The organism is Cellulomonas sp. P4_H4 (assembly GCF_056400865.1).
Window position 1 is genome coordinate 480,007 of the sequence record NZ_JBFUKL010000002.1, and the last position, 17,925, is coordinate 497,931.

Genomic DNA, 17,925 nt, shown 5'->3' on the forward strand with positions numbered 1-17,925 from the left:
GCACCGACGCGCTGTCTGGACGCGCACGGCGCGCCCTCCCGGGCCGTGCAGGGGTCCGCCGTTAGCGTTCCAGCGTGACCGTCCCCGCGCGCTCCTCCGGCTCGGGGGCCGACCAGGCTCCTGAGTCCATCGCCCCAGCCGACCCCGCAGTCGACGCCGTCTTCGACCCCGCCGTCGGTCCTGCTGCTGACGCTGCGGACGGCGTCGGCCCGCAGACGATCACGCTCGTCGAGCCGCCGAGCCCGGCCGAGCTCCTCGAAGGCGCGGTGGCCACCTGGCGCGCCGCCCTGGTCGAGGCCGCCGGTGGGTCCACGCTCGTCGACGTCGAGCTGCTGGGCGAGGCCGCGCTCGACCTGTCCGCGGCGCACCCGTCCGGCATCTCGCAGCTCTTCGCCGGCCGCGAGACCCGCCTGTCGAACCTGATCCGCGAAGGCGCCGCGCTGTCCACCGCACGACGCCGCGCCCGCGCGGTCGCCGCCCGTGCCGCCGTCTACGCCCAGCGCTACGGCATCTCGCCCACCTCGCTCGCTATCGGCGTCGCCACCTGGACCGAGCGCACGACGCCCGACGTGGCCACCGACGACGTCGCTGCCCTCGCCTCCGTCACGCGGCAGCGCGACCAGTCCGGGGTCGAGCAGCCCGAGGCGGCCCCGCGCACCGTCCGCGCCCCCGTCCTGCTCCGGCCGGTCAGCCTCCGGGCCCGTGGCTCGGGGGAGAGCGACTACGAGCTCGCCCTCGAGCCGTCGCTCGACGTGAACCCCGTGCTCGCCCGCGCGCTGCGCAGCCGCGGCGCGCTGCTCGACCCGGCTGCGGTCGCGCGCGGCACCTTCACGTCCAACGGTTTCGACCCGCGCGGCGCCCTGAAGCGGCTCGCCTCGCTCGGCGAGGCCGTGCTCGACGACTTCTCCCTGACGGAGCGCGTCGTCGTCGGCACGTTCGTGCACCCGGGCCAGATCCTCGTCGACGACCTGGACAACCTCTCCGGCACGCTGGAGCGCCACGAGGTCGTGGCGGCGCTCGCCGGCATCGACAACGGCCTGCTCCGTCCGCTCCCGGCGCCCGTCCCCGGTGACCGCGACCCCGCCCTGGAGCGTGGCGTCGGCGACCTCGACCCTGCCCAGCAGCACGTGCTCGACGTCGTGGCGACGGGGACGCACCTGTTCGTCGACGCCCCGGCCGGCGCCGACGTGACCGGAACCCTGGCCGCGCTCGTCGCCGACGCCGCGGCGTCCGGCCGCACGGTCCTCTACGTACCGGGCCACCGTCGTGCGGCGACCGCACTGGCCGCTCGACTCGGCTCGCTCGGACTCGGTGACCTGCTGCTCGACGTCGCGCCCGACGCCGGCTGGCGGTCGGCCATCTCGCGTCGGCTGCTCGGTGCGATGACGCTCGAGGCGCCCGCGGTCGACGCGCACGGTGTCGTCGCCCTGCGCTCGTCCCTGGTCGCCGAGCGGGAGCGCCTGCGCGCCTACGTCGACGCGCTGCACGCGGAGCGTTCCCCCTGGGGGGTCTCCGCCTACGACGCGCTCCAGCAGCTCGCGCGACTGACGTCCACCAGACCCACGCCGAAGACGACCGTGCGGCTGACCCCGGACGTCGCGCGCGTGCTCGACGCGGACCGACGGGCCGAGCTCACCGCGGACCTCGTGCGCGCAGGCGAGCTCGGTGCGTTCCAGGTCCGGCCCACGGACACCCCCTGGTACGGCGCCGACCTGCGCACGCGTGCCGACGCCGACAACGCGGTCCGGCGCATCGAGCGCCTGCTCGACGGCACGCTCCCGGGCCTCGTCGAGCGCACCGGGCAGGTGGCCGTCGAGACGGGCCTGCTGCAGGCGACGACCCTGGACGCCTGGGCCGAGCAGCTGACGATGCTCGACGGTGTGCGGGCCGCGCTCGACGTGTTCCAGCCGATCGTGTTCGAGCGCACCGCCGCCGACCTCGTCGCGGCGACGGCCTCGAAGCAGTGGCGCGAGTCGCACGACGTCCCGATGGGCTACTGGGTGCGTCGGCGCCTGCGCAAGCAGTCCAAGGACATGCTGCGTCCCGGTCGACCGATCGCCGACCTGCACGCCGCGCTGCTCGAGGTCCAGGCGCAGCGCGAGGTCTGGCAGGCGCACTGCCCGTCCGGTGGATGGCCGCGTCTTCCCGACGGCCTGGAGCTCATCGAGGAGGAGTTCGCCGCGGTGCGGGCGGACCTCGCCGAGCTCGACGAGGTGCTCGCGGGCACGCCGCTCGGGGCGGGCATGTCGGGCCTGCCGTTCCCGGCCCTGCTCGAGCGCCTGACCCGGCTGCGCGCCGACACGACAGCCCTCGAGACGCTGCCCGACCGCACCGGTCTGTTGCACCGCCTGCGCAACGCGGGCCTCGGACCGCTCGTCGAGGACCTGGCCTCGCGCCGCACCGATCCGTCGCTCGCCACCGCCGAGCTGGACCTGGCGTGGTGGAGCACGGTCATCGAGCAGATCCTCACCGACGACCCCGCGCTCGCCGGCTACGACGGCACCGCACTCGGCAACCTGTCGGCGCACTACGCGACGCTCGACCGCGCGCACGTCGACAGCCTGCCCGGACCGGTGCTCAGCTCGGTTGTCGGACACATCGGCAACGCGCTGCGTCAGCACCGTGAGCAGGCCGAGGCGCTGTTCGCGGACCTGGTCGAGGAGCGGCTGACGACCCTGCGCGACACGGTCACCCGGCACCCGGACGTCGCGCGCCGGCTGCGCCCCGTGATCGCCGCCAGCCCGATGCTCGTCCCTCAGGTCCTCCCGCCCACGCGGACCGTCGACCTCGTCGTGCTCGACTCCGCCGCCCACCTGCCCGTCGAGGTCGCGCTCGCGGCGATCGCCCGCGGCCGTCAGGTCGTGGTGATCGGTGACGCCCGCTGCGCCTCGAGCACCGCGGTCGGTGCGCTCGCGGAGGTGCTGCCCACGGTCGCACTGCTCGCCGAGGCGTCCCGACGCGACCCGTACCTGACCGCGTTCCTCGCCGCGCACGGCTACGCGGGGGTGCTGCGTCCGACCCCGCTGCCGCAGCACCGGCCGCTCGTGCACCTCGACCTCGTCGACGGCACGGGGATGCCCGACCGCGCGAGCGGGATCATCGACTCGACGCGTGACGAGGTCGAGCACGTCGTCGAGCTCGTCCTGACGCACGCGCTGCTGCGCCCGGACGAGTCCCTCGCCGTCATCACCGCGACGCCCGCGCACGCCGAGGCCGTCCGTGAGGCCGTGCTCGGTGAGGTCCGGGCGAACCTCGCGCTCGCCGCGTTCTTCGACGCCGGGCGCACCGAGCCGTTCATCGTGACCGACCTGCCGAACGTCGCCGGGCTGCGTCGTGAGGCGATCATCCTGTCGGTCGGGCTCGGCCGGACCCCGCACAAGCGCGTGCTGCACAGCTTCGGACCGATCTCCGGGCCCGGCGGTGACGCACTGCTGCTCGACGCCCTCGGGTCGACCCGGCACCGGCTCACCGTGGTGTCCTGCTTCGGCGCGGACGACCTCGACCCCGCGCGTCTGCGCGGCGCCGGTCCGCAGCTGCTGGCCGACCTGCTCTCGTTCGCGGCTCGTCGCGCCGCCGGCTCTGCCGACGCCGACCTCGTGGCCCCTCGGTTCACCTCTCCGGACTCGACCGTCGCGCTGGCCGTCGCGCCCGGGTCGGCCGCCGCGCTCGAGGCCCCGACGCCCGAGGCACCCGAGCCCGACCGCCTCCTGCTCGACATCGCGGAGCGCCTGTGGAAGCACGGCCTGCTCGTCGAGGCCAACCACGGGATCCCCGGCGGCGATCGCATCCCGCTCGTCGTCGGTCACCCCGACCTGCCCGACGAGATGCTCGTCGCCGTCCTCACCGACGACGCCGAGTACACCGCCGAGCCCAGCATCCGGGTGCGCGACCGGCTCACCGCCGACCGGCTCGAGCGCGTCGGGTGGTCCGTCGTACGCGTCTGGTCCGCCGCGGCGTTCATCGACCCGCAGGCCGAGGTCGACCGGATCCGCCGCGCCGTGCACGCCCGCGTCCCAGCGCCCGCCAGCCCGCGCAGCGGCCCGCTGCACCTCGGCCTGTCCGCCCTGCCGGCGCTGCTCGACGAGTCCGACGACGCCGAGGTCCTGCCGACCGTGGCCGCACCGGACGCGGTGGCCACGGATGCCGCCGCCGCCAGCACGACCGTCGACGTGAAGACGCCCTCCGCGGACGTCGTGGTCGACGAAGGCGAGTCGACGGCATCAGGCGCGGTTCCCGTCGTCGGGGACGCAGCGGACGACACCGTCCCGACGACGTCCGGTTCGTTGGCCGTGCACCCCGACGGGTCCGTCTCGACGGACTCTGGGGCGTTCGCGCCGCACCCCGACGACACGGCTCACCCGGACTCCGGTCCGGTGCGGTCGGTCCCGGCCGACCCGATCCTCGTCGACTCGGTCCTCACCGGTTCGCTCAGCGCCGCCGCGGTCCGCGCCCGGGCTGCCCAGAAGCCCGCGGCACCGGCACCGACGAACGCGTCCCGCTCGGCCCACAGCGCCCCGCGCGGCATCCCGGCCCAGGCCCCGGCATCTCCTGCTGGTGTCGTCCCGGCACCGCCGGCCGCAGCCGAGCCGGCCGGGGGCTCGGCCGCGCCGGCCGACGCGGCCGAGCCTGTCGACGCAGCCGACGTCCCGAAGAGCCGCCCGATCGAGGCAGCCGACGTCCCGAAGAGCCGCCCGATCGAGGCAGCCGACGTCCCCAAGAGCCGCCCGATCGACGCAGCCGACGTCCCGAAGAGCCGCCCCCTGCAGCTCGCCCTCGCCGTCCCGACGCGTGAGCGGCCCGACGTCCGCAAGGGCCTGCCGATCGGCGCGTACAGCGACGACCAGCTGGACGAGCTCGTCACCTGGCTCCAGTCGGACGAGCAGGAACGCACCCGCGAGCAGCTCGCCGACGCCCTGCGCGACGAGCTCGGCGTCACCCGCCGCTCCTACCGCATCGACACGGCGGTCCGCAGCGCCATCTCCCGCGCCCTGTCCTGACCGACTCTCCGGGTCTCGCCGGGTGGGATCATCGAGGGGTGGCGGACTTCGAGGAGCGGGACGTGGCGGCTGTGCCGCGGCGGTCCCGGCGAGCGGTGCGGCAGGCGGGGACGGTCGGCGGCGACGACGCGCACCTCGTCTCGACGCTTCCGGCCGTCGATACGCCCGCCCCGCCGCGGCCGGTGACCCCCACCGAGCGGCCCGCCAGCGGTCTGGACCGCAGCGCCGACGACACGGACGTCGGCTGGGGCGATCGGGAGCAGGGCTCGAACGACGACCGGCTCACGGCGGACAAGCCACCCCACTGGTGAATGCCAGCGTCTACGCGCAACCCACAGGCCCGGTGGACGAGTCGCCTCGCTCGTGACGGCCGCGAGGCCGAGCGATGGCCGGGACCGGTTCTCGCGCGAAATGGCTACGCGCTCGGCGGGATGGACGGCGGCATGGGGCCACGGGGTGCAGCGTCGTCGGGGCCGGAGTCGTTGGTGACCGCGGGCGACGGGCGGGCCGCGAGCAGGTCGCGGATCTCCTGGAGCAGCAGGATGTCCTCGGACGGTGCCGCGGGCTCCTCCTCCAGCCCCTTCTTGCGACGGTTCGCCAGGGCGTTGAGCGGCACGACGACGAAGAAGTAGATCGCCGCCGCGGTGAACAGGAACAGGATCAGGGCGTTCAGGACGAGCCCGAACGAGAACTTCGCGTCGTTGATCGTGAACGTGAACGTCTCCGCGAGACTCGGCTGGCCGAAGATCGCGGCGATCAGGGGCGTGATGAGCCCGTCGACGATCGCCTTGACCACGGCTCCGAACGCGGCGCCGATGACGACACCGACGGCCAGCTCGACCGCGTTCCCGCGCGAGATGAAGTCCTTGAAACCCTGGAACACCTTCGCGGTGCCCTTGAGCGTGGCACCTGCTCCGCGCAGGCCGCTGTTGATCCGGTCGGTCATGGTGCTCCTCGTGGTGGGCGGACTGGTCGTCCGAACGACGCCGCGCTGGGCCTTCCGGTTCGATCGATCATGGCACGACGACCGCGGACAGCAAGGCGGAGGCGGCAGCGCCCGCGAGGTCCGGCGCTTCGTCGGGGGAGACGGCGAGGAGCACCGGGACCGAGTCGTCGGTCGGGCCGCCGCCCAGCAGGCCGCCCGTCGCGGGCGACCTCCGCGCGGTCGGCAGGACGAGCGCTCGTCTGGCGACGAAGCCGCCCGGTCCTCCCTCGGCAGTCGCGGCGAGGACGTCGACGTGCATGCCGGGGGCGAGCAGTCCGGCGACCGCCGGGTCGGCGAAGCGAACGGTCGCGACGACGGTGCCGGACGGTCCGCGGACGTCGTCGTCCGCCAGGATGCCGGGGACCAGCGGGCTGCCCGCGGTCAACGGGACGGCGGTCGACGCGCCGACCGCCGACGTCGCGTCGGGCAGCGCACCGTCCGGCGCGGTCGCGACGGGATACCGGGCGACCCGCACGTCGGACGAGGTCAGTGCGACCCCCGCCTCGATCGCGTTCGCGGCGACCACGACGGCGACCGTCGGTGCGTTGGGCGGGCGCAGCGCGTGGACGGTCGCAGACGCCGCGATGCCGAGGCTCATCGCGGCCACCAGGAAACGGCACCGCCACAGGGTGATCCGGAGGCGGACGGAGACCGGCCGGTGTCGAGCGGTCAGTGGGGGCGGTCGGCCGGCGAGATCGCGCATGCGGCGACCGTAGAAGTCAGGCGAACCGCAGCGGCCACGTGTGTGCAGCCGGCTCGGGGCTGCAGGGCTGTGGTCGCCTCACGGTGACCCGGCGACGGAGCATCCAGCAGGACGAACCAGCCGGGCCGAGGTCAGGAAGCGGCGGGCTTGGCAGCCGAGGCGGCGGGTGCGGCTGAGGCGGGTGCCGGCGCGGACGACGACGCCGAGGACGACGAGTCGGAGGAGGACGACGACGAGGCCGAGGAGTCGGAGGACGAGGACGACGTCGACGGCACGGGGCTCAGCGTCGAGGACTTCGCACCGGCACGAGCGTCGTTGCGGTAGAAGCCCGAGCCCTTGAACACCACGCCCACGGACGAGAACACCTTGCGCAGCCGGCCGTCGCACTCGGGGCACACGGTCAGCGAGTCGTCGCTGAAGGACTGCACGGCCTCGAAGGCGTGACCGCACGCGGTGCAGGCGTAGGCATAGGTAGGCACGAAGACGTCTCCTGGCAGGTGGTCGGCGGCGCAGGCGCCCCGACAGCGGCCTGGCACTCACTTCATCCGAGTGCCAATCCTAACGGCAACGGCAACCAGGACATTCCGAGGGTTGTTGCGAGGGACGTGAGCGCACCGCTGCGAACGCCGGTCGCCGTCGGGCGAAGTACCCTCCGAAGCGTGTCTCGTCGCCACCTGGTCCGCCTCTCGCTCGTCACGGTCGCCGTGGTGCTCGTCATCGTCCTCGTCGGCGTGGTCGTCGCCGGGTTCGTGGTGGTCCGCCGCCCGCTGCCCGAGGTCGCCGGCAACCTGTCCCTGCCGGGGCTGAGCGACCACGTCACGGTCACGCGCGACGACCGCGGGGTCCCCACGATCACCGCACAGTCGTCCGACGACCTGTTCATGGCGCAGGGGTACGTCGCGGCGCAGGACCGGTTCTTCGAGATGGACTACCGCCGGCACGTCACCTCCGGACGGCTCGCCGAGCTCGTCGGCGACGAGAAGGACGCGATCGACGCCGACAAGGTCACGCGGACCCTCGGCTGGCGCCGCATCGCGGAGGAGGAGTGGCGCGTCGCCTCACCGGCGACGCGTCGGGCCCTCCAGGCGTACGCCGACGGCGTGAACGCCTATCTCGACGGCAAGCCGAAGGGTGCCATCGCCGTCGAGTACACGATCCTCGACCTCCGCCTCGACATCCGTGACCCGGAGGAGTGGGACCCGGTCGACTCGCTCGCGTGGCTCAAGGCGATGGCCTGGGACCTGCGCGGCAACTTCGACGACGAGCTGGGCCGCGCGGCCGCGTTCTCGGTGATCGGTGACGTCGCGCGCGTCGACGAGCTGTACCCGGCCTACCCGCAGGACCTGAACGCGCCGATCCTGACGGCCGAGGACCTCCCGTCCGAGGTGTCCACCACGTCGGCGGCCACGAGCCTCGACCTGACGTCGGACGACCTCCAACGGGCCATGGAGAGTGCGCACAAGGCCCTCGCCGCCGTTCCGCACCTCGTCGGTGACGGGGAGGGCGTCGGCTCGAACTCGTGGGTGGTCGGAGGTCAGCTCACCGAGTCCGGCAAGCCGATCCTCGCCAACGACCCGCACCTGGGCATCTCGGCGCCCGGCGTCTGGGCACAGGTCGGTCTGCGCTGCAGCAAGGTCTCGTCGCAATGCCCCTACGACGTCTCGGGGTTCTCCTTCGCAGGCATCCCCGGCGTGGTCATCGGGCACAACGCGCAGCTCGCGTGGGGCCTGACCAACCTGGGGGCGGACGTCAGCGACTTCTTCCTGGAGAAGGTCGACGGCACCACCACACGGGTCGACGGCGGTGCCGAGCCGATCAAGGAGCGCACCGAGACCATCGCGGTCAACGGCGCCGACCTGATCCAGCTCAAGGTCCGAGAGACGGTGCACGGGCCGATCGTCTCCGACGTCCTGGACCTCGATCCCGTCGCGGACGCACCCGTGCCCGACGACGCGCCGGGCAGCACGTTCGAGGTCGCGCTGGCCTGGACCGCGCTGCAGCCCACCCACACCATGGAGGCGCTGCTCGCGATGGACGTCGCGCGCGACGCCGACGACATCCGGGCGGCCGCGGAGCTCCTGGACGTGCCGTCGCAGAACATCGTCTTCGCGACCACGGACGGCCACATCGGCTACCAGGCGCCGGGCAAGATCCCGGTCCGCGCGAACGTCGTGGGATCCCTGGTCCCGTCGGACGGCACCTGGCCGCGCCCGGGCTGGGACAGCGCCTACGACTGGCAGGGATACGTGGACCCGGACGACATGCCGCGCACGCTCGATCCCGATGCCGGCTTCATCGTGACGGCGAACAACGCGGTCGCGCCCGACGGGGTCGGACCGTTCCTCACCGACGACTGGGACTACGGGTACCGCTCGCAGCGCATCCGGGACCGGATCACGGCGGCCGCCGACCACAAGCTCACCGTCGCGGACATGAGCGAGCTCCAGTTCGACCAGCACAACCCCTACGCGGACGTCCTCGTCCCGGCCCTGCTGGAGCAGCACATCCCGACCGCGTTCGACCGCGACGGCCAGGACCTGCTGCGGACCTGGGACCGCGTGCAGGCCGAGGACTCGGCCGCCGCGGCCTACTTCGCCGCCGTCTGGGCCGACATCCTGCGCACGACCTTCGCCGACGACCTGCCCGACGGCTACGGTCCGACCGGCGGGTCGCGCTGGCTCGAGGTGGTGCGCAACCTCCTCGACGAGCCGACGTCCCCGTGGTGGGACGACAAGTCGACTCCGGGTGTCGTGGAGGGGCGCGACGTGGTCCTCACGAACGCCATGATCGCGGCGCGGCGCCAGCTGACCGCGTCGCTGGGCCGGGACGCGACCAAGTGGCGGTGGGGCCAGCTGCACCTTGCCGCGCCCGAGCACCCGCTGCTCGGCGGCTCGTCCGTGACGGGGGTCGTGCGTGCGCTCGTGAACCCCTCGCCGATCACGGTCGGCGGCGGGTCGTCGATCGTCGACGCCACGGCGTGGGACGCCAGCTCGGGCTCGTTCGAGGTCACCGCAGCGCCGTCCATGCGCATGGTCGTCGACCTCGGGGACCTGGACTCGTCGACCTGGGTGAACCTCACGGGCGCGTCAGGGCACCCCGCGAGCGTCCACTACACGGACCAGTTCGGGCCGTGGTCGCGGGGCGAGACGTTCCCGTGGCCGTTCTCGGCGGCAGCGACCGAGGCGGACGCCAGTGACCGCCTGACGCTGCACCCCTAGCCCCCGAAGCCCTACACCTTCAGGCGGCGCCACTCCTCGGGCGTCGCGACGGCGTCGACCGCCCGGTCGTGCTGCTCGCGGGGGAGCGGTCGCACGTCCGCGTCGTAGAGCTCCTCGGGGAACACGAGCGCGACGACGGGCACGCCGGGCCGGAGGTGCTCGAGCGCGCGGTCGTACCAGCCGCCACCCTGCCCGAGCCGCGCGCCGCTGGTGTCGACGGCGAGCGCCGGGGCGATCACCACGTCCGCATCGCCCAGGGCTTCGGGTCCGAGGGTCGGGCCGCCCGGCTCCGGCGGGCGACCAGGAGCGCGTTCGCGCAGGTCGTCGGCACCCGCGTACTCCGCCCAGTCCCGCTGCAGCCCGCTGCCCAGCACCGGCATCAGCACGCGGACACCACGTGCGGAGAGCTCTTCGAGCAGGGCGCCGGTTCCCGGTTCGGTGGAGCGTGCCGCGTAGACGGAGACGCAGCGTGCGTGCTCGACGGCGGGGATGGTCAGGACGACCTCGGCGAGGGCCTTCGCCGCCTCGTCGCGACGACGCGGCGAGCGTGCCTTGCGTGCTTCACGGATAGCGAGACGGAGCCGCTCCTTGACGTCTTCGACCTCGTCCCCGTCGGCGACGTGCGGATACGGCTGGGCGACGCTGCTCATGACGTCAGTGTCGCATCCGGGACCGGTCGGGTGATCCGCCTCGAGGCTGATCTGGTGACCTACGCCACTGCGAGCCGCGCACCTCGCCGCTATCGTCCCCAGATGACCATCCACAAGGCAGTCATTCCCGCCGCGGGCCTGGGCACCAGGTTCCTTCCCGCCACGAAGGCGACTCCCAAGGAGATGCTCCCGATCGTCGACAAGCCGGCGATCCAGTACGTCGTCGAGGAGGCCGTGCGGGCCGGGCTCGACGACGTCCTGCTCATTACCGGCCGCTCCAAGCGGACCCTCGCCGACCACTTCGACGCGGTACCCGAGCTGGAGGCGGCGCTCGAGGCGAAGGGTGACCTCGAGCGTCTGGCCAAGGTCCGCGCGTCCACCGACCTCGGGCACGTGCACTTCGTCCGGCAGGGCCAGCCCAAGGGCCTGGGCCACGCGGTCCTCCAGGCCAAGCACCACGTCGGCTCGGAGCCGTTCGCGGTCCTGCTGGGCGACGACCTGATCGACGAGCGCGACGAGCTGCTGAGCACCATGCTCGCGCTCCAGGAGCGCACCGGCGGGTCGGTCATCGCCCTGCTGGAGGTCCCGCCGTCCCAGATCTCGCTGTACGGGTGCGCGGCGGTCGAGCCGCTCGGCGGTGCCGACGACGACCAGGTGCGTGTGACCGCCCTCGTCGAGAAGCCCGACGCGGCCGACGCGCCGAGCAACCTCGCGATCATCGGCCGGTACGTGCTCAATGCCGCCGTGTTCGAGGTGCTCGAGACCACGGAGCCCGGCCGGGGCGGCGAGATCCAGCTGACCGATGCACTCGCGACGCTCGCCGACATGCCCTCGGAGCAGGGCGGCGGCGTGTACGGCGTCGTGTTCCGGGGACGCCGCTACGACACGGGCGACCGGCTCGACTACCTCAAGGCCGTCGTCCAGATCGCGTCGGACCGGCCGGACCTCGGACCGGACTTCCGCGAGTGGCTCGTGGGCTATGCGGCGAAGCTCGACGGCTGACGTCCCGCGCCGGGTCGTCCGGCGGGGCAGAATGCGCGCATGAGATCGGTGCAGGACCACCTGGCCGCGGTGCTCGCGGCCGTCGGGCCCGTGTCGGCGCTCGACGTCGTCCTGCACGATGCGGTCGGCTGCATCCTCGCGGCCGACGTCGTCGCGACGCAGGACCTCCCGGCGATGTCCGTCGCTGCCCTGGACGGGTATGCCGTCGCCGCGCACGACACGTCGCGGTCCGGCTACGCCACGGAGACGCCGCTGCCCGTCGCCCACGACGTCCGGCCCGGTCAGGGCGGTGCGCTGCGGCTCGTGCCCGGGACCGCCGTGCGCATCGCGTCGGGAGCGGCTCTGCCGATCGGCGCCGACGCGGTCGTCCCGCTCCAGGAGACGGACCGCGGCGCCGCCCGGGTGTCCATGCAGCGTCCGGCCGTGGCCGGTCAGCACGTCCGGCCCGCAGGCTCCGACGTGCGTGCCGGACAGGTCGTGCTGGAGGCGGGCACCCGGCTCGGTGCCCGACAGCTCGCACTGGCCGCGGCGATGGGTCGCGGGCGTCTGCGCGTGCACCCGACCCCGCGCGTCGTCCTGCTGTCGGTCGGCGACGAGCTCGTCGAGCCGGGCAGCATCGGCACGCTCCCGGGCACGGTGTTCGAGGCCGACGGGCACGCACTCGAGGCGGCTGTCCGAGACGCCGGCGCGGCGTCGGTGCGCGTCGCCGCGCTGCCCGACGACCGGGCGGTGCTGCGCGAGGCGCTCGAGGATCAGCTCGTGCGCGCCGACCTCATCATCGTCACGGGCGGGCTGTCCGAGCTCACGCACGACACGGTCAAGGACGTGCTCGCGCCGATCGACACCGTGCGCCTGGACCAGGTCGCCATGACGCCCGGGCACCGGCACGGGTTCGGCATGTTCTCCGGGGAGTACTCCGCTGACGACAGGGCCGTTCCCATCTTCGCCCTGCAGGGGCACCCCGTCGCCGCGCAGGTGTCGTTCGAGGTGTTCGTGCGGCCCGCGCTGCGGTCCATGGCCGGCCACACCGAGGTCTTCCGCCCGTCGGTGGCAGCCGAGGCCGCGACCGGCTGGCTCTCGCCGCCCGGGCTCCGCCAGTTCGTGCCCGCCACGGTCCTGGGCTCACCCGACGAGGGCTACCGCCTCACCCCGCTGGGCGACCCGGCCGAGCCGAGCATCAGCGCGCTCGCGCACGCCAACGCGCTCGCGGTCGTCGGTGAGAACGAGCTGACCGTGCACCCCGGGCAGACCATCCACTGTCTGGTGCTCGAAGGATGACGGCCGTCGGCTGGCCGGCGGTCCTCGTCGACGGTGAGATCCGGCTGCGTCCGCTGAAACGCCGCGACCAGGACGCCTGGATGGAGCTGCGGCAGCTCAACGCGACGTGGCTCGACCGCTGGGACGCCACCAGCCCGGTGCCGGTCTCCGGACCGCGACCGTCGTTCGGCACCTTCGTGCGCACCCTCAGCGCCCAGGCCCGCGCGGGCACGACGCTCCCGTTCGCGATCGACCTGGCCGGCGAGCTCGTCGGACAGCTGACCGTCTCCTCGATCACCTACGGGTCGTTGCGGTCGGCCTCGATCGGGTACTGGGTGTCCGAGCACGTCGCGGGTCGTGGCATCACGCCCACAGCCGTGGCGCTGGCCACCGACCACTGCTTCGACGCCCTGCGGCTGCACCGCGTGGAGGTCAACATCCGGCCCGAGAACGGTCCGTCGCTGCGGGTCGTCGACAAGCTCGGCTTCCGCGACGAGGGTGTGCGCGAGCGGTTCCTGCACATCCAGGGCAAGTGGTGCGACCACCGCACCTTCGCGCTCACCGTGGAGGACGTCCCCGACGGTCTGCTCGCCCGCTGGCACGCCCGGCGGGCCTGAGTCACCGACACGCCGCGCCCCTCCCCGGAAGCGGAGTCTGTGGCGCCTACCGTCGGCACGTGAACGATCTCGCAGGACCGGTCGCGCTCGCGCTGGTCGGCCTGTGGGTCGCCTACCTGGTGCCGCACAAGCTGCGTCACCGGCAACAGCTGCTCGAGTCTCGGGCGGACGACCGGTTCTCCGAGGCGCTGCGCGTGGTCGCGGTGACGACCAGGTCGCAGCGGCCGTCGGCGGTGGCTCCGACCGGTGTCTCGTCGGCAGGCAGTACCGCGGGGCTATTGACCCCGGGCAAGGGGCTCCCGGTGTACGCCATCGGCAGCGCGACAGGAGGCACCACCGTGGACCGACCGCACGGCATGCAGGACAGGATCACCGCTGACGCGGCACGGCGTGCTGCACAGGCACGCTCCGCTCGCGCCGCAGCGGTCACCCGGCGGGCCGCCGCTGCTCGTCGTCGCGCCCTGCTGGCCGGTCTGCTCCTGGTCGCGACCGTCGCCGGATGGGCCGCCGTTGCGATCGTGCCCACCGTCGGCTGGCTCGTCGGCGTCGCGCCCACCGTCCTGCTCGGCGCGGTCCTCGTCCTCGGCCGGCGCGCCGTCCTGGCCGGCCGTGAGGCCGACGCGGAGTGGGAGGCCCGGATCGCCGACGAACGTCGCGAGGCCGGTGCTCCGCGCACGGGCGCCCAGCGCGCCGTCGCGACCGCCGCCACCCGGGCCCGCGCGACCGCCGCTCCTTCCGAGACGACCAGCACCGCGACGCCCGCAGCCGCCTCCACGCCTGCCGCCACCGCCGAGCCCGCTGCTACCGCCGAGGCCGCCGCACCGGCCGCGCCCGCCACCGAGGAGCGCCGCGAGTCGACGCGGTCGTTCGTCACCGGTCGTGCGGTCCACCCGTCCGACGCGAGCACCGAGGTGTTCGAGCGCATCGTCGAGGACAAGGGCGAGACCGGTGGTCCGGTCCGGCACGCGACGGGCGCGATCCCGGTCGTGCGGCGGTCGGTCCTGACCGAGCCCGTCGACCAGGTCTCCGTGGCCGCGCCTGACACGGTGTCGGAGGGCAGCACGGACGAGGCCTGGTCGCCCGTCCCGGTCCCGCGCCCGACGTACACGATGAAGGCGTCCGCGCCCCGTCGCGAGCCCGCTCCGCTCGAGAACCTCGAAGGCTCCACGGCGGTGCGGACCTCCACGGTCTCCGACGCGACGGCCGAGACGACCGACGGCGAGCGCGCCCCGCTGGAGGCACCGGTCGAGACGACCGGCAGCATCGACCTCAACGCCGTCCTCGCCAAGCGCCGCGCCGCCGGGGAGTGACCGGTCGCCGGTCCCCGACGGGTCCGACGATTTCGCGAACGGCCTCGCCGTGGTGTTAGTCTTTAGCCCGCTCGCGGGGCTGTGGCGCAGTTGGTAGCGCGTCTCGTTCGCAATGAGAAGGTCAGGGGTTCGAATCCCCTCAGCTCCACCCGCAGACGACGGCGGCCCCCTCCGGGAGGCCGCCGTCGCCGTCTGTCGGTGCGAGTCGCAGCGGCGGTCGCGCCGGGTCGCGCGAGGCCGTCCGGGTCCCTGGAGGGTCCGCTACGTTGGCTCCGAACCGAGGGGGTCGGCTCCGTGATCACAGTCCGCAACCTGTCGAAGTCCTACGGGCCTGTCCGTGCCGTCGACGACATCTCGTTCGACGTCGCACCGGGCTCGATCTTTGCGTTCCTGGGCACCAACGGCGCGGGAAAGAGCACCACGATCAGCTGTGTCACCACGGTGCTCGCGGCGGACGCCGGGACGATCGAGGTGGGCGGCATGGCCGTCGGCACGCAGGACGACGAGGTGCGACGGCTGGTCGGCGTCGTGTTCCAGGAGTCGCTGCTCGACCCGATCCTCACGGTCCGCGAGAACCTCGAGGTGCGAGCGGCGTTCTACGGTCTCGACAAGCCCGCCCGCCGCGGCAGCATCGGGCGGGTCGCCCCGCTCATCGGCCTCGACGGGTTCCTCGACAAGCGGTACGGCGACCTGTCAGGCGGCCAGAAGCGCCGCGCGGACATCGCCCGGGCGCTGGTGCACGGGCCGACCGTCCTCTTCCTCGACGAGCCGACCGCGGGCCTCGACCCGGCCAGTCGCGAGCAGGTGTGGGAGACGGTGCACACCCTGCGACGTGACGCGGGCCTGACTGTCTTCCTGACCACGCACTACATGCACGAGACCGAGGAGGCCGACCAGGTCTGCATCATCAACGCGGGCCGGATCGTCGAGCAGGGCACACCGGGAGCGCTGCGCGAACGCCACAGCAGCAGCATCCTGACCCTCACACCGCGGGACCCTGTCCCGATCAGGGCGACCTGCGCAGCGCGGGGCCTCACGTGCGAGGGCGCCGACGGCGTGCTGACGATCCGCGTCGACTCGAGTGCCACCGCTCGCGCGATCCTGCAGCTGCACGACGCCGACATCGAGGACTTCGAGTTCCGGCACGGGACGATGGACGACGTCTTCCTCGCGCTGACGGACCGGACGGTGGACGCATGAGCGCGGGCCTGAGCACGAGCACCAGCGAGTCGACGCGCGTGGGGGCCGGCACGGTGCTCTCGGTGGCCGGCGTGATCGCTCGTCGGAACCTGCTCCTGTTCGTTCGCGACCGCACGGCGGTGTTCTTCTCGCTGCTGTCGCCGCTGATCCTGCTGGCCGTGTACGCGTTCTTCCTGGGTGGGCTGCAGGTGAAGAGCCTCACCGAGCAGTTCCCCGGCGCCTCGGGCGACGACGTCCGGGGGTTCGTCGACGCCTGGGTGTTCGCGGGCATCACCATGATCACCGCGCTGACGACGGGTCTCGCTGCGCTCAGCGTCTTCGTCGAGGACGGCGAGAGCGGCCGGTTCAGGGACTTCCTCGTCTCGCCGATCCGCCGGTCGAGCCTCGTCCTGGGCTACATGGGCGCGACCGTCGTGATCGCGGTGGGGATGACCACGTTCTTCCTGGTCGTCTCCCAGCTGTACACGTTCGCCCGCGGAGACTCGGTCATGTCCGCCCCGCAGCTCGGGCGGTGCTTCCTCGTCATCCTCCTGTCCGCCGGTGCGTTCTCGGCGCTGTCGGCGTTCGCGGTCACGTTCGTGCGGACGAACGGCGCCTTCGCGGCGCTCAGCACCATCGTCGGCACGTTGGTCGGCTTCCTCGCGGGTGCCTACATCCCGATCGGCGCGCTCCCCGCAGGCGCGGTCAACGTCATGAACGCCCTGCCGTTCGCGCAGTCGGCCATGCTCGTCCGCCAACCGTTCACGGAGGCGTCGATCGCTGCACTGACCGACGGCCGACCCGCGGCGCTGGCCGAGGTGGAGTCCTTCTTCGGCATCACGGCCTCGGTCGGGGGCACCGAGGTCACGACCGCGACGGCGGTCGTCGTCCTGCTCGTGGTGGTCGTCGTCTTCGCCGCGCTCGGCGCGTGGCGCATGGGCCGCCGCATCCGCTGACATCCCTCAGCGGCCGAAGTGGGGGATCCCGACGCGGTCGTAGGTGTCGCAGGCGTCGCACAGCGGCAGCCGGCACCGGACCGTCGACACCAGCCCACCGCTCGCCTCCGACGGCGCCGCAGGTCCGATGCTCGACGGGCCGTCCCCGACGCCGACGGTGATCCCGGAGGCCAGCCCCAGCGCGATGCCGACGATGCCGGCGGCCCATGCCTGGTGGTGGCGCACGACGTCGGGAAGGTGCGCGGCGTCGATGCCCGTGCGCGGGTCCACGTCGACGGTGAGAAGGGTCTGTATGTGGGGGTGCGAACGCTGGGTCGCTCGCACGGCCCGAGTCGTTCGAGCGCTGCCGCTCCCTGCACCTCGGGCAACGTGCGACGACCTCTCCATGAGCCCGCCTCCGAGCGGTTCGCTCCAGGACCCCCGCCCAGCGCACACCGTGGCGCTGGCGACACCTTCGATCGGTGCGCTGGCCGGCTCAGGCGGTCAACAGACGGCGTCGAGTCGGGACAAAAGGTAGAAATCGGACGACCCTTCGCAAGGTACTCGCTACCCCCGGAGGTGCGCCAGACCATGGTGTCGCCCGGCCCCGGCCGGGCACGCTCGGGCCGACCGCGGCAGCCCCCTCCGGAGGGCCGCCGTCGTCATGTCGCGCCGCGCCGATGAACCGCACGCTCCGCGCGCGGACCGGAGCTCGTGCGGGTGCTCGTCCCTGGCTCGCTGCGCGCTCCGGCCTAGAGGATCGAGCGACGGCGACGCCCGCGGGACGACACGGCAGCGACGAAGACGGCGGCCAGGCCGACCTGCAGCAACAGCTCGATCCAATCGATGCCGCCGGTGTCGCGCACGCCGATCAGCGTCGCGAGCCACGTGCCGACGAGGGCTGCGACGATGCCGACCAGCACGGTCACGAGGATCGAGATCCGCTGCTTGCCGCGCACGACCAGCCGGCCGAGGATGCCGACGATCGCGCCGATGACGATGGCACTGAGGATGCCGTTCTGAGTCATGGTCCAACTCCTTCTCGAAGACGGGCCCCCCACGACAACCAGCG

Annotated in this window: 15 protein-coding genes and 1 tRNA gene; 10 read left to right on the forward strand and 6 right to left on the reverse strand. The window is 73.2% G+C overall.

Annotated elements, in window-relative coordinates; translation table 11 throughout:
* Positions 1 to 74: 74 nt before the first annotated feature.
* Both AC1DPN_RS08475 and AC1DPN_RS08480 read left to right on the forward strand, forming a co-directional pair.
* Positions 75 to 4,997 carry a hypothetical protein gene (locus tag AC1DPN_RS08475; RefSeq protein ID WP_477084292.1) on the forward strand — a complete coding sequence of 1,641 codons (4,923 nt, stop codon included), beginning with the start codon at positions 75 to 77 and terminating at the stop codon, positions 4,995 to 4,997.
* A 38-nt stretch (positions 4,998 to 5,035) separates the two neighbouring features.
* Entirely contained in the window at positions 5,036 to 5,308 is a 273-nt protein-coding gene (locus tag AC1DPN_RS08480) for a hypothetical protein (protein ID WP_477084293.1), read from the forward strand.
* Between the two features lie 104 nt (positions 5,309 to 5,412).
* Here the strand turns inward: AC1DPN_RS08480 and mscL are convergent, their stop codons facing one another.
* The 3 genes from mscL to AC1DPN_RS08495 all read right to left on the reverse strand — a co-directional run bounded on the left by mscL (position 5,413) and on the right by AC1DPN_RS08495 (position 7,164).
* On the reverse strand, positions 5,413 to 5,943 hold the full coding sequence (mscL, locus tag AC1DPN_RS08485; RefSeq protein WP_477084294.1) for a large conductance mechanosensitive channel protein MscL: 531 nt from the start codon (positions 5,941 to 5,943) through the stop codon (positions 5,413 to 5,415).
* A 67-nt stretch (positions 5,944 to 6,010) separates the two neighbouring features.
* Complete coding sequence (locus AC1DPN_RS08490; RefSeq protein WP_477084295.1) at positions 6,011 to 6,685, reverse strand: SAF domain-containing protein; 675 nt, start codon at positions 6,683 to 6,685, stop codon at positions 6,011 to 6,013.
* A gap of 131 nt (positions 6,686 to 6,816) precedes the next feature.
* On the reverse strand, positions 6,817 to 7,164 hold the full coding sequence (locus AC1DPN_RS08495; RefSeq protein ID WP_477084296.1) for an FmdB family zinc ribbon protein: 348 nt from the start codon (positions 7,162 to 7,164) through the stop codon (positions 6,817 to 6,819).
* 180 nt (positions 7,165 to 7,344) lie between these two features.
* Here AC1DPN_RS08495 and AC1DPN_RS08500 point away from each other — a divergent pair, with 180 nt between their 5' ends.
* Positions 7,345 to 9,903 (forward strand): penicillin acylase family protein, encoded by a 2,559-nt coding sequence (locus AC1DPN_RS08500; protein WP_477084297.1) that lies wholly within the window; start codon positions 7,345 to 7,347, stop codon positions 9,901 to 9,903.
* An 11-nt stretch (positions 9,904 to 9,914) separates the two neighbouring features.
* On the opposite strand, the gene AC1DPN_RS08505 is transcribed toward AC1DPN_RS08500, so the two are convergent.
* Positions 9,915 to 10,553, reverse strand: coding sequence for a 5-formyltetrahydrofolate cyclo-ligase (locus AC1DPN_RS08505; protein WP_477084298.1), 639 nt, complete (start codon positions 10,551 to 10,553; stop codon positions 9,915 to 9,917).
* Positions 10,554 to 10,655: 102 nt separating this feature from the next.
* Here AC1DPN_RS08505 and galU point away from each other — a divergent pair, with 102 nt between their 5' ends.
* From galU to AC1DPN_RS08540, 7 genes are all read left to right on the forward strand, one after another.
* Positions 10,656 to 11,555, forward strand: coding sequence for a UTP--glucose-1-phosphate uridylyltransferase GalU (gene galU / locus AC1DPN_RS08510; RefSeq protein WP_477084299.1), 900 nt, complete (start codon positions 10,656 to 10,658; stop codon positions 11,553 to 11,555).
* A 39-nt stretch (positions 11,556 to 11,594) separates the two neighbouring features.
* Positions 11,595 to 12,833: a molybdopterin molybdotransferase MoeA gene (locus AC1DPN_RS08515; protein ID WP_477084300.1), complete on the forward strand. Its 1,239-nt coding sequence runs from the start codon at positions 11,595 to 11,597 to the stop codon at positions 12,831 to 12,833.
* Positions 12,830 to 13,429, forward strand: coding sequence for a GNAT family N-acetyltransferase (locus AC1DPN_RS08520; protein WP_477084301.1), 600 nt, complete (start codon positions 12,830 to 12,832; stop codon positions 13,427 to 13,429). The genes AC1DPN_RS08515 and AC1DPN_RS08520 overlap by 4 nt, the downstream gene beginning before the upstream one ends.
* A gap of 59 nt (positions 13,430 to 13,488) precedes the next feature.
* The gene (locus tag AC1DPN_RS08525; RefSeq protein WP_477084302.1) at positions 13,489 to 14,739 is read left to right on the forward strand and encodes a hypothetical protein; all 1,251 of its coding nucleotides are present in this window, start codon (positions 13,489 to 13,491) and stop codon (positions 14,737 to 14,739) included.
* A 75-nt stretch (positions 14,740 to 14,814) separates the two neighbouring features.
* Positions 14,815 to 14,887: transfer RNA gene (locus AC1DPN_RS08530), tRNA-Ala, on the forward strand.
* A 146-nt stretch (positions 14,888 to 15,033) separates the two neighbouring features.
* Complete coding sequence (locus AC1DPN_RS08535) at positions 15,034 to 15,939, forward strand: ABC transporter ATP-binding protein (RefSeq protein WP_477084303.1); 906 nt, start codon at positions 15,034 to 15,036, stop codon at positions 15,937 to 15,939.
* Positions 15,936 to 16,874, forward strand: coding sequence for an ABC transporter permease (locus AC1DPN_RS08540; protein ID WP_477084304.1), 939 nt, complete (start codon positions 15,936 to 15,938; stop codon positions 16,872 to 16,874). Before AC1DPN_RS08535 ends, AC1DPN_RS08540 begins: the two co-directional genes overlap by 4 nt.
* Before the next feature lie 6 nt (positions 16,875 to 16,880).
* Here AC1DPN_RS08540 and AC1DPN_RS08545 read toward each other — a convergent pair whose 3' ends face one another.
* On the reverse strand, positions 16,881 to 17,144 hold the full coding sequence (locus AC1DPN_RS08545) for a hypothetical protein (protein WP_477084305.1): 264 nt from the start codon (positions 17,142 to 17,144) through the stop codon (positions 16,881 to 16,883).
* A 461-nt stretch (positions 17,145 to 17,605) separates the two neighbouring features.
* Entirely contained in the window at positions 17,606 to 17,881 is a 276-nt protein-coding gene (locus AC1DPN_RS08550) for a GlsB/YeaQ/YmgE family stress response membrane protein (RefSeq protein WP_477084306.1), read from the reverse strand.
* Between the last annotated feature and the right edge of the window lie 44 nt (positions 17,882 to 17,925).

What these genes read in the sequence shown, in the direction of transcription:
- AC1DPN_RS08490 (WP_477084295.1), bottom strand. Translation starts at nt 6,685, where the DNA reads ATGCGCGATCTCGCCGGCCGACCGCCCCCACTGACCGCTCGACACCGG.
- AC1DPN_RS08515 (WP_477084300.1), top strand. Translation starts at nt 11,595, where the DNA reads ATGAGATCGGTGCAGGACCACCTGGCCGCGGTGCTCGCGGCCGTCGGG.
- AC1DPN_RS08520 (WP_477084301.1), top strand. Translation starts at nt 12,830, where the DNA reads ATGACGGCCGTCGGCTGGCCGGCGGTCCTCGTCGACGGTGAGATCCGG.
- AC1DPN_RS08550 (WP_477084306.1), bottom strand. Translation starts at nt 17,881, where the DNA reads ATGACTCAGAACGGCATCCTCAGTGCCATCGTCATCGGCGCGATCGTC.
- AC1DPN_RS08540 (WP_477084304.1), top strand. Translation starts at nt 15,936, where the DNA reads ATGAGCGCGGGCCTGAGCACGAGCACCAGCGAGTCGACGCGCGTGGGG.
- galU (WP_477084299.1), top strand. Translation starts at nt 10,656, where the DNA reads ATGACCATCCACAAGGCAGTCATTCCCGCCGCGGGCCTGGGCACCAGG.
- mscL (WP_477084294.1), bottom strand. Translation starts at nt 5,943, where the DNA reads ATGACCGACCGGATCAACAGCGGCCTGCGCGGAGCAGGTGCCACGCTC.
- AC1DPN_RS08505 (WP_477084298.1), bottom strand. Translation starts at nt 10,553, where the DNA reads ATGAGCAGCGTCGCCCAGCCGTATCCGCACGTCGCCGACGGGGACGAG.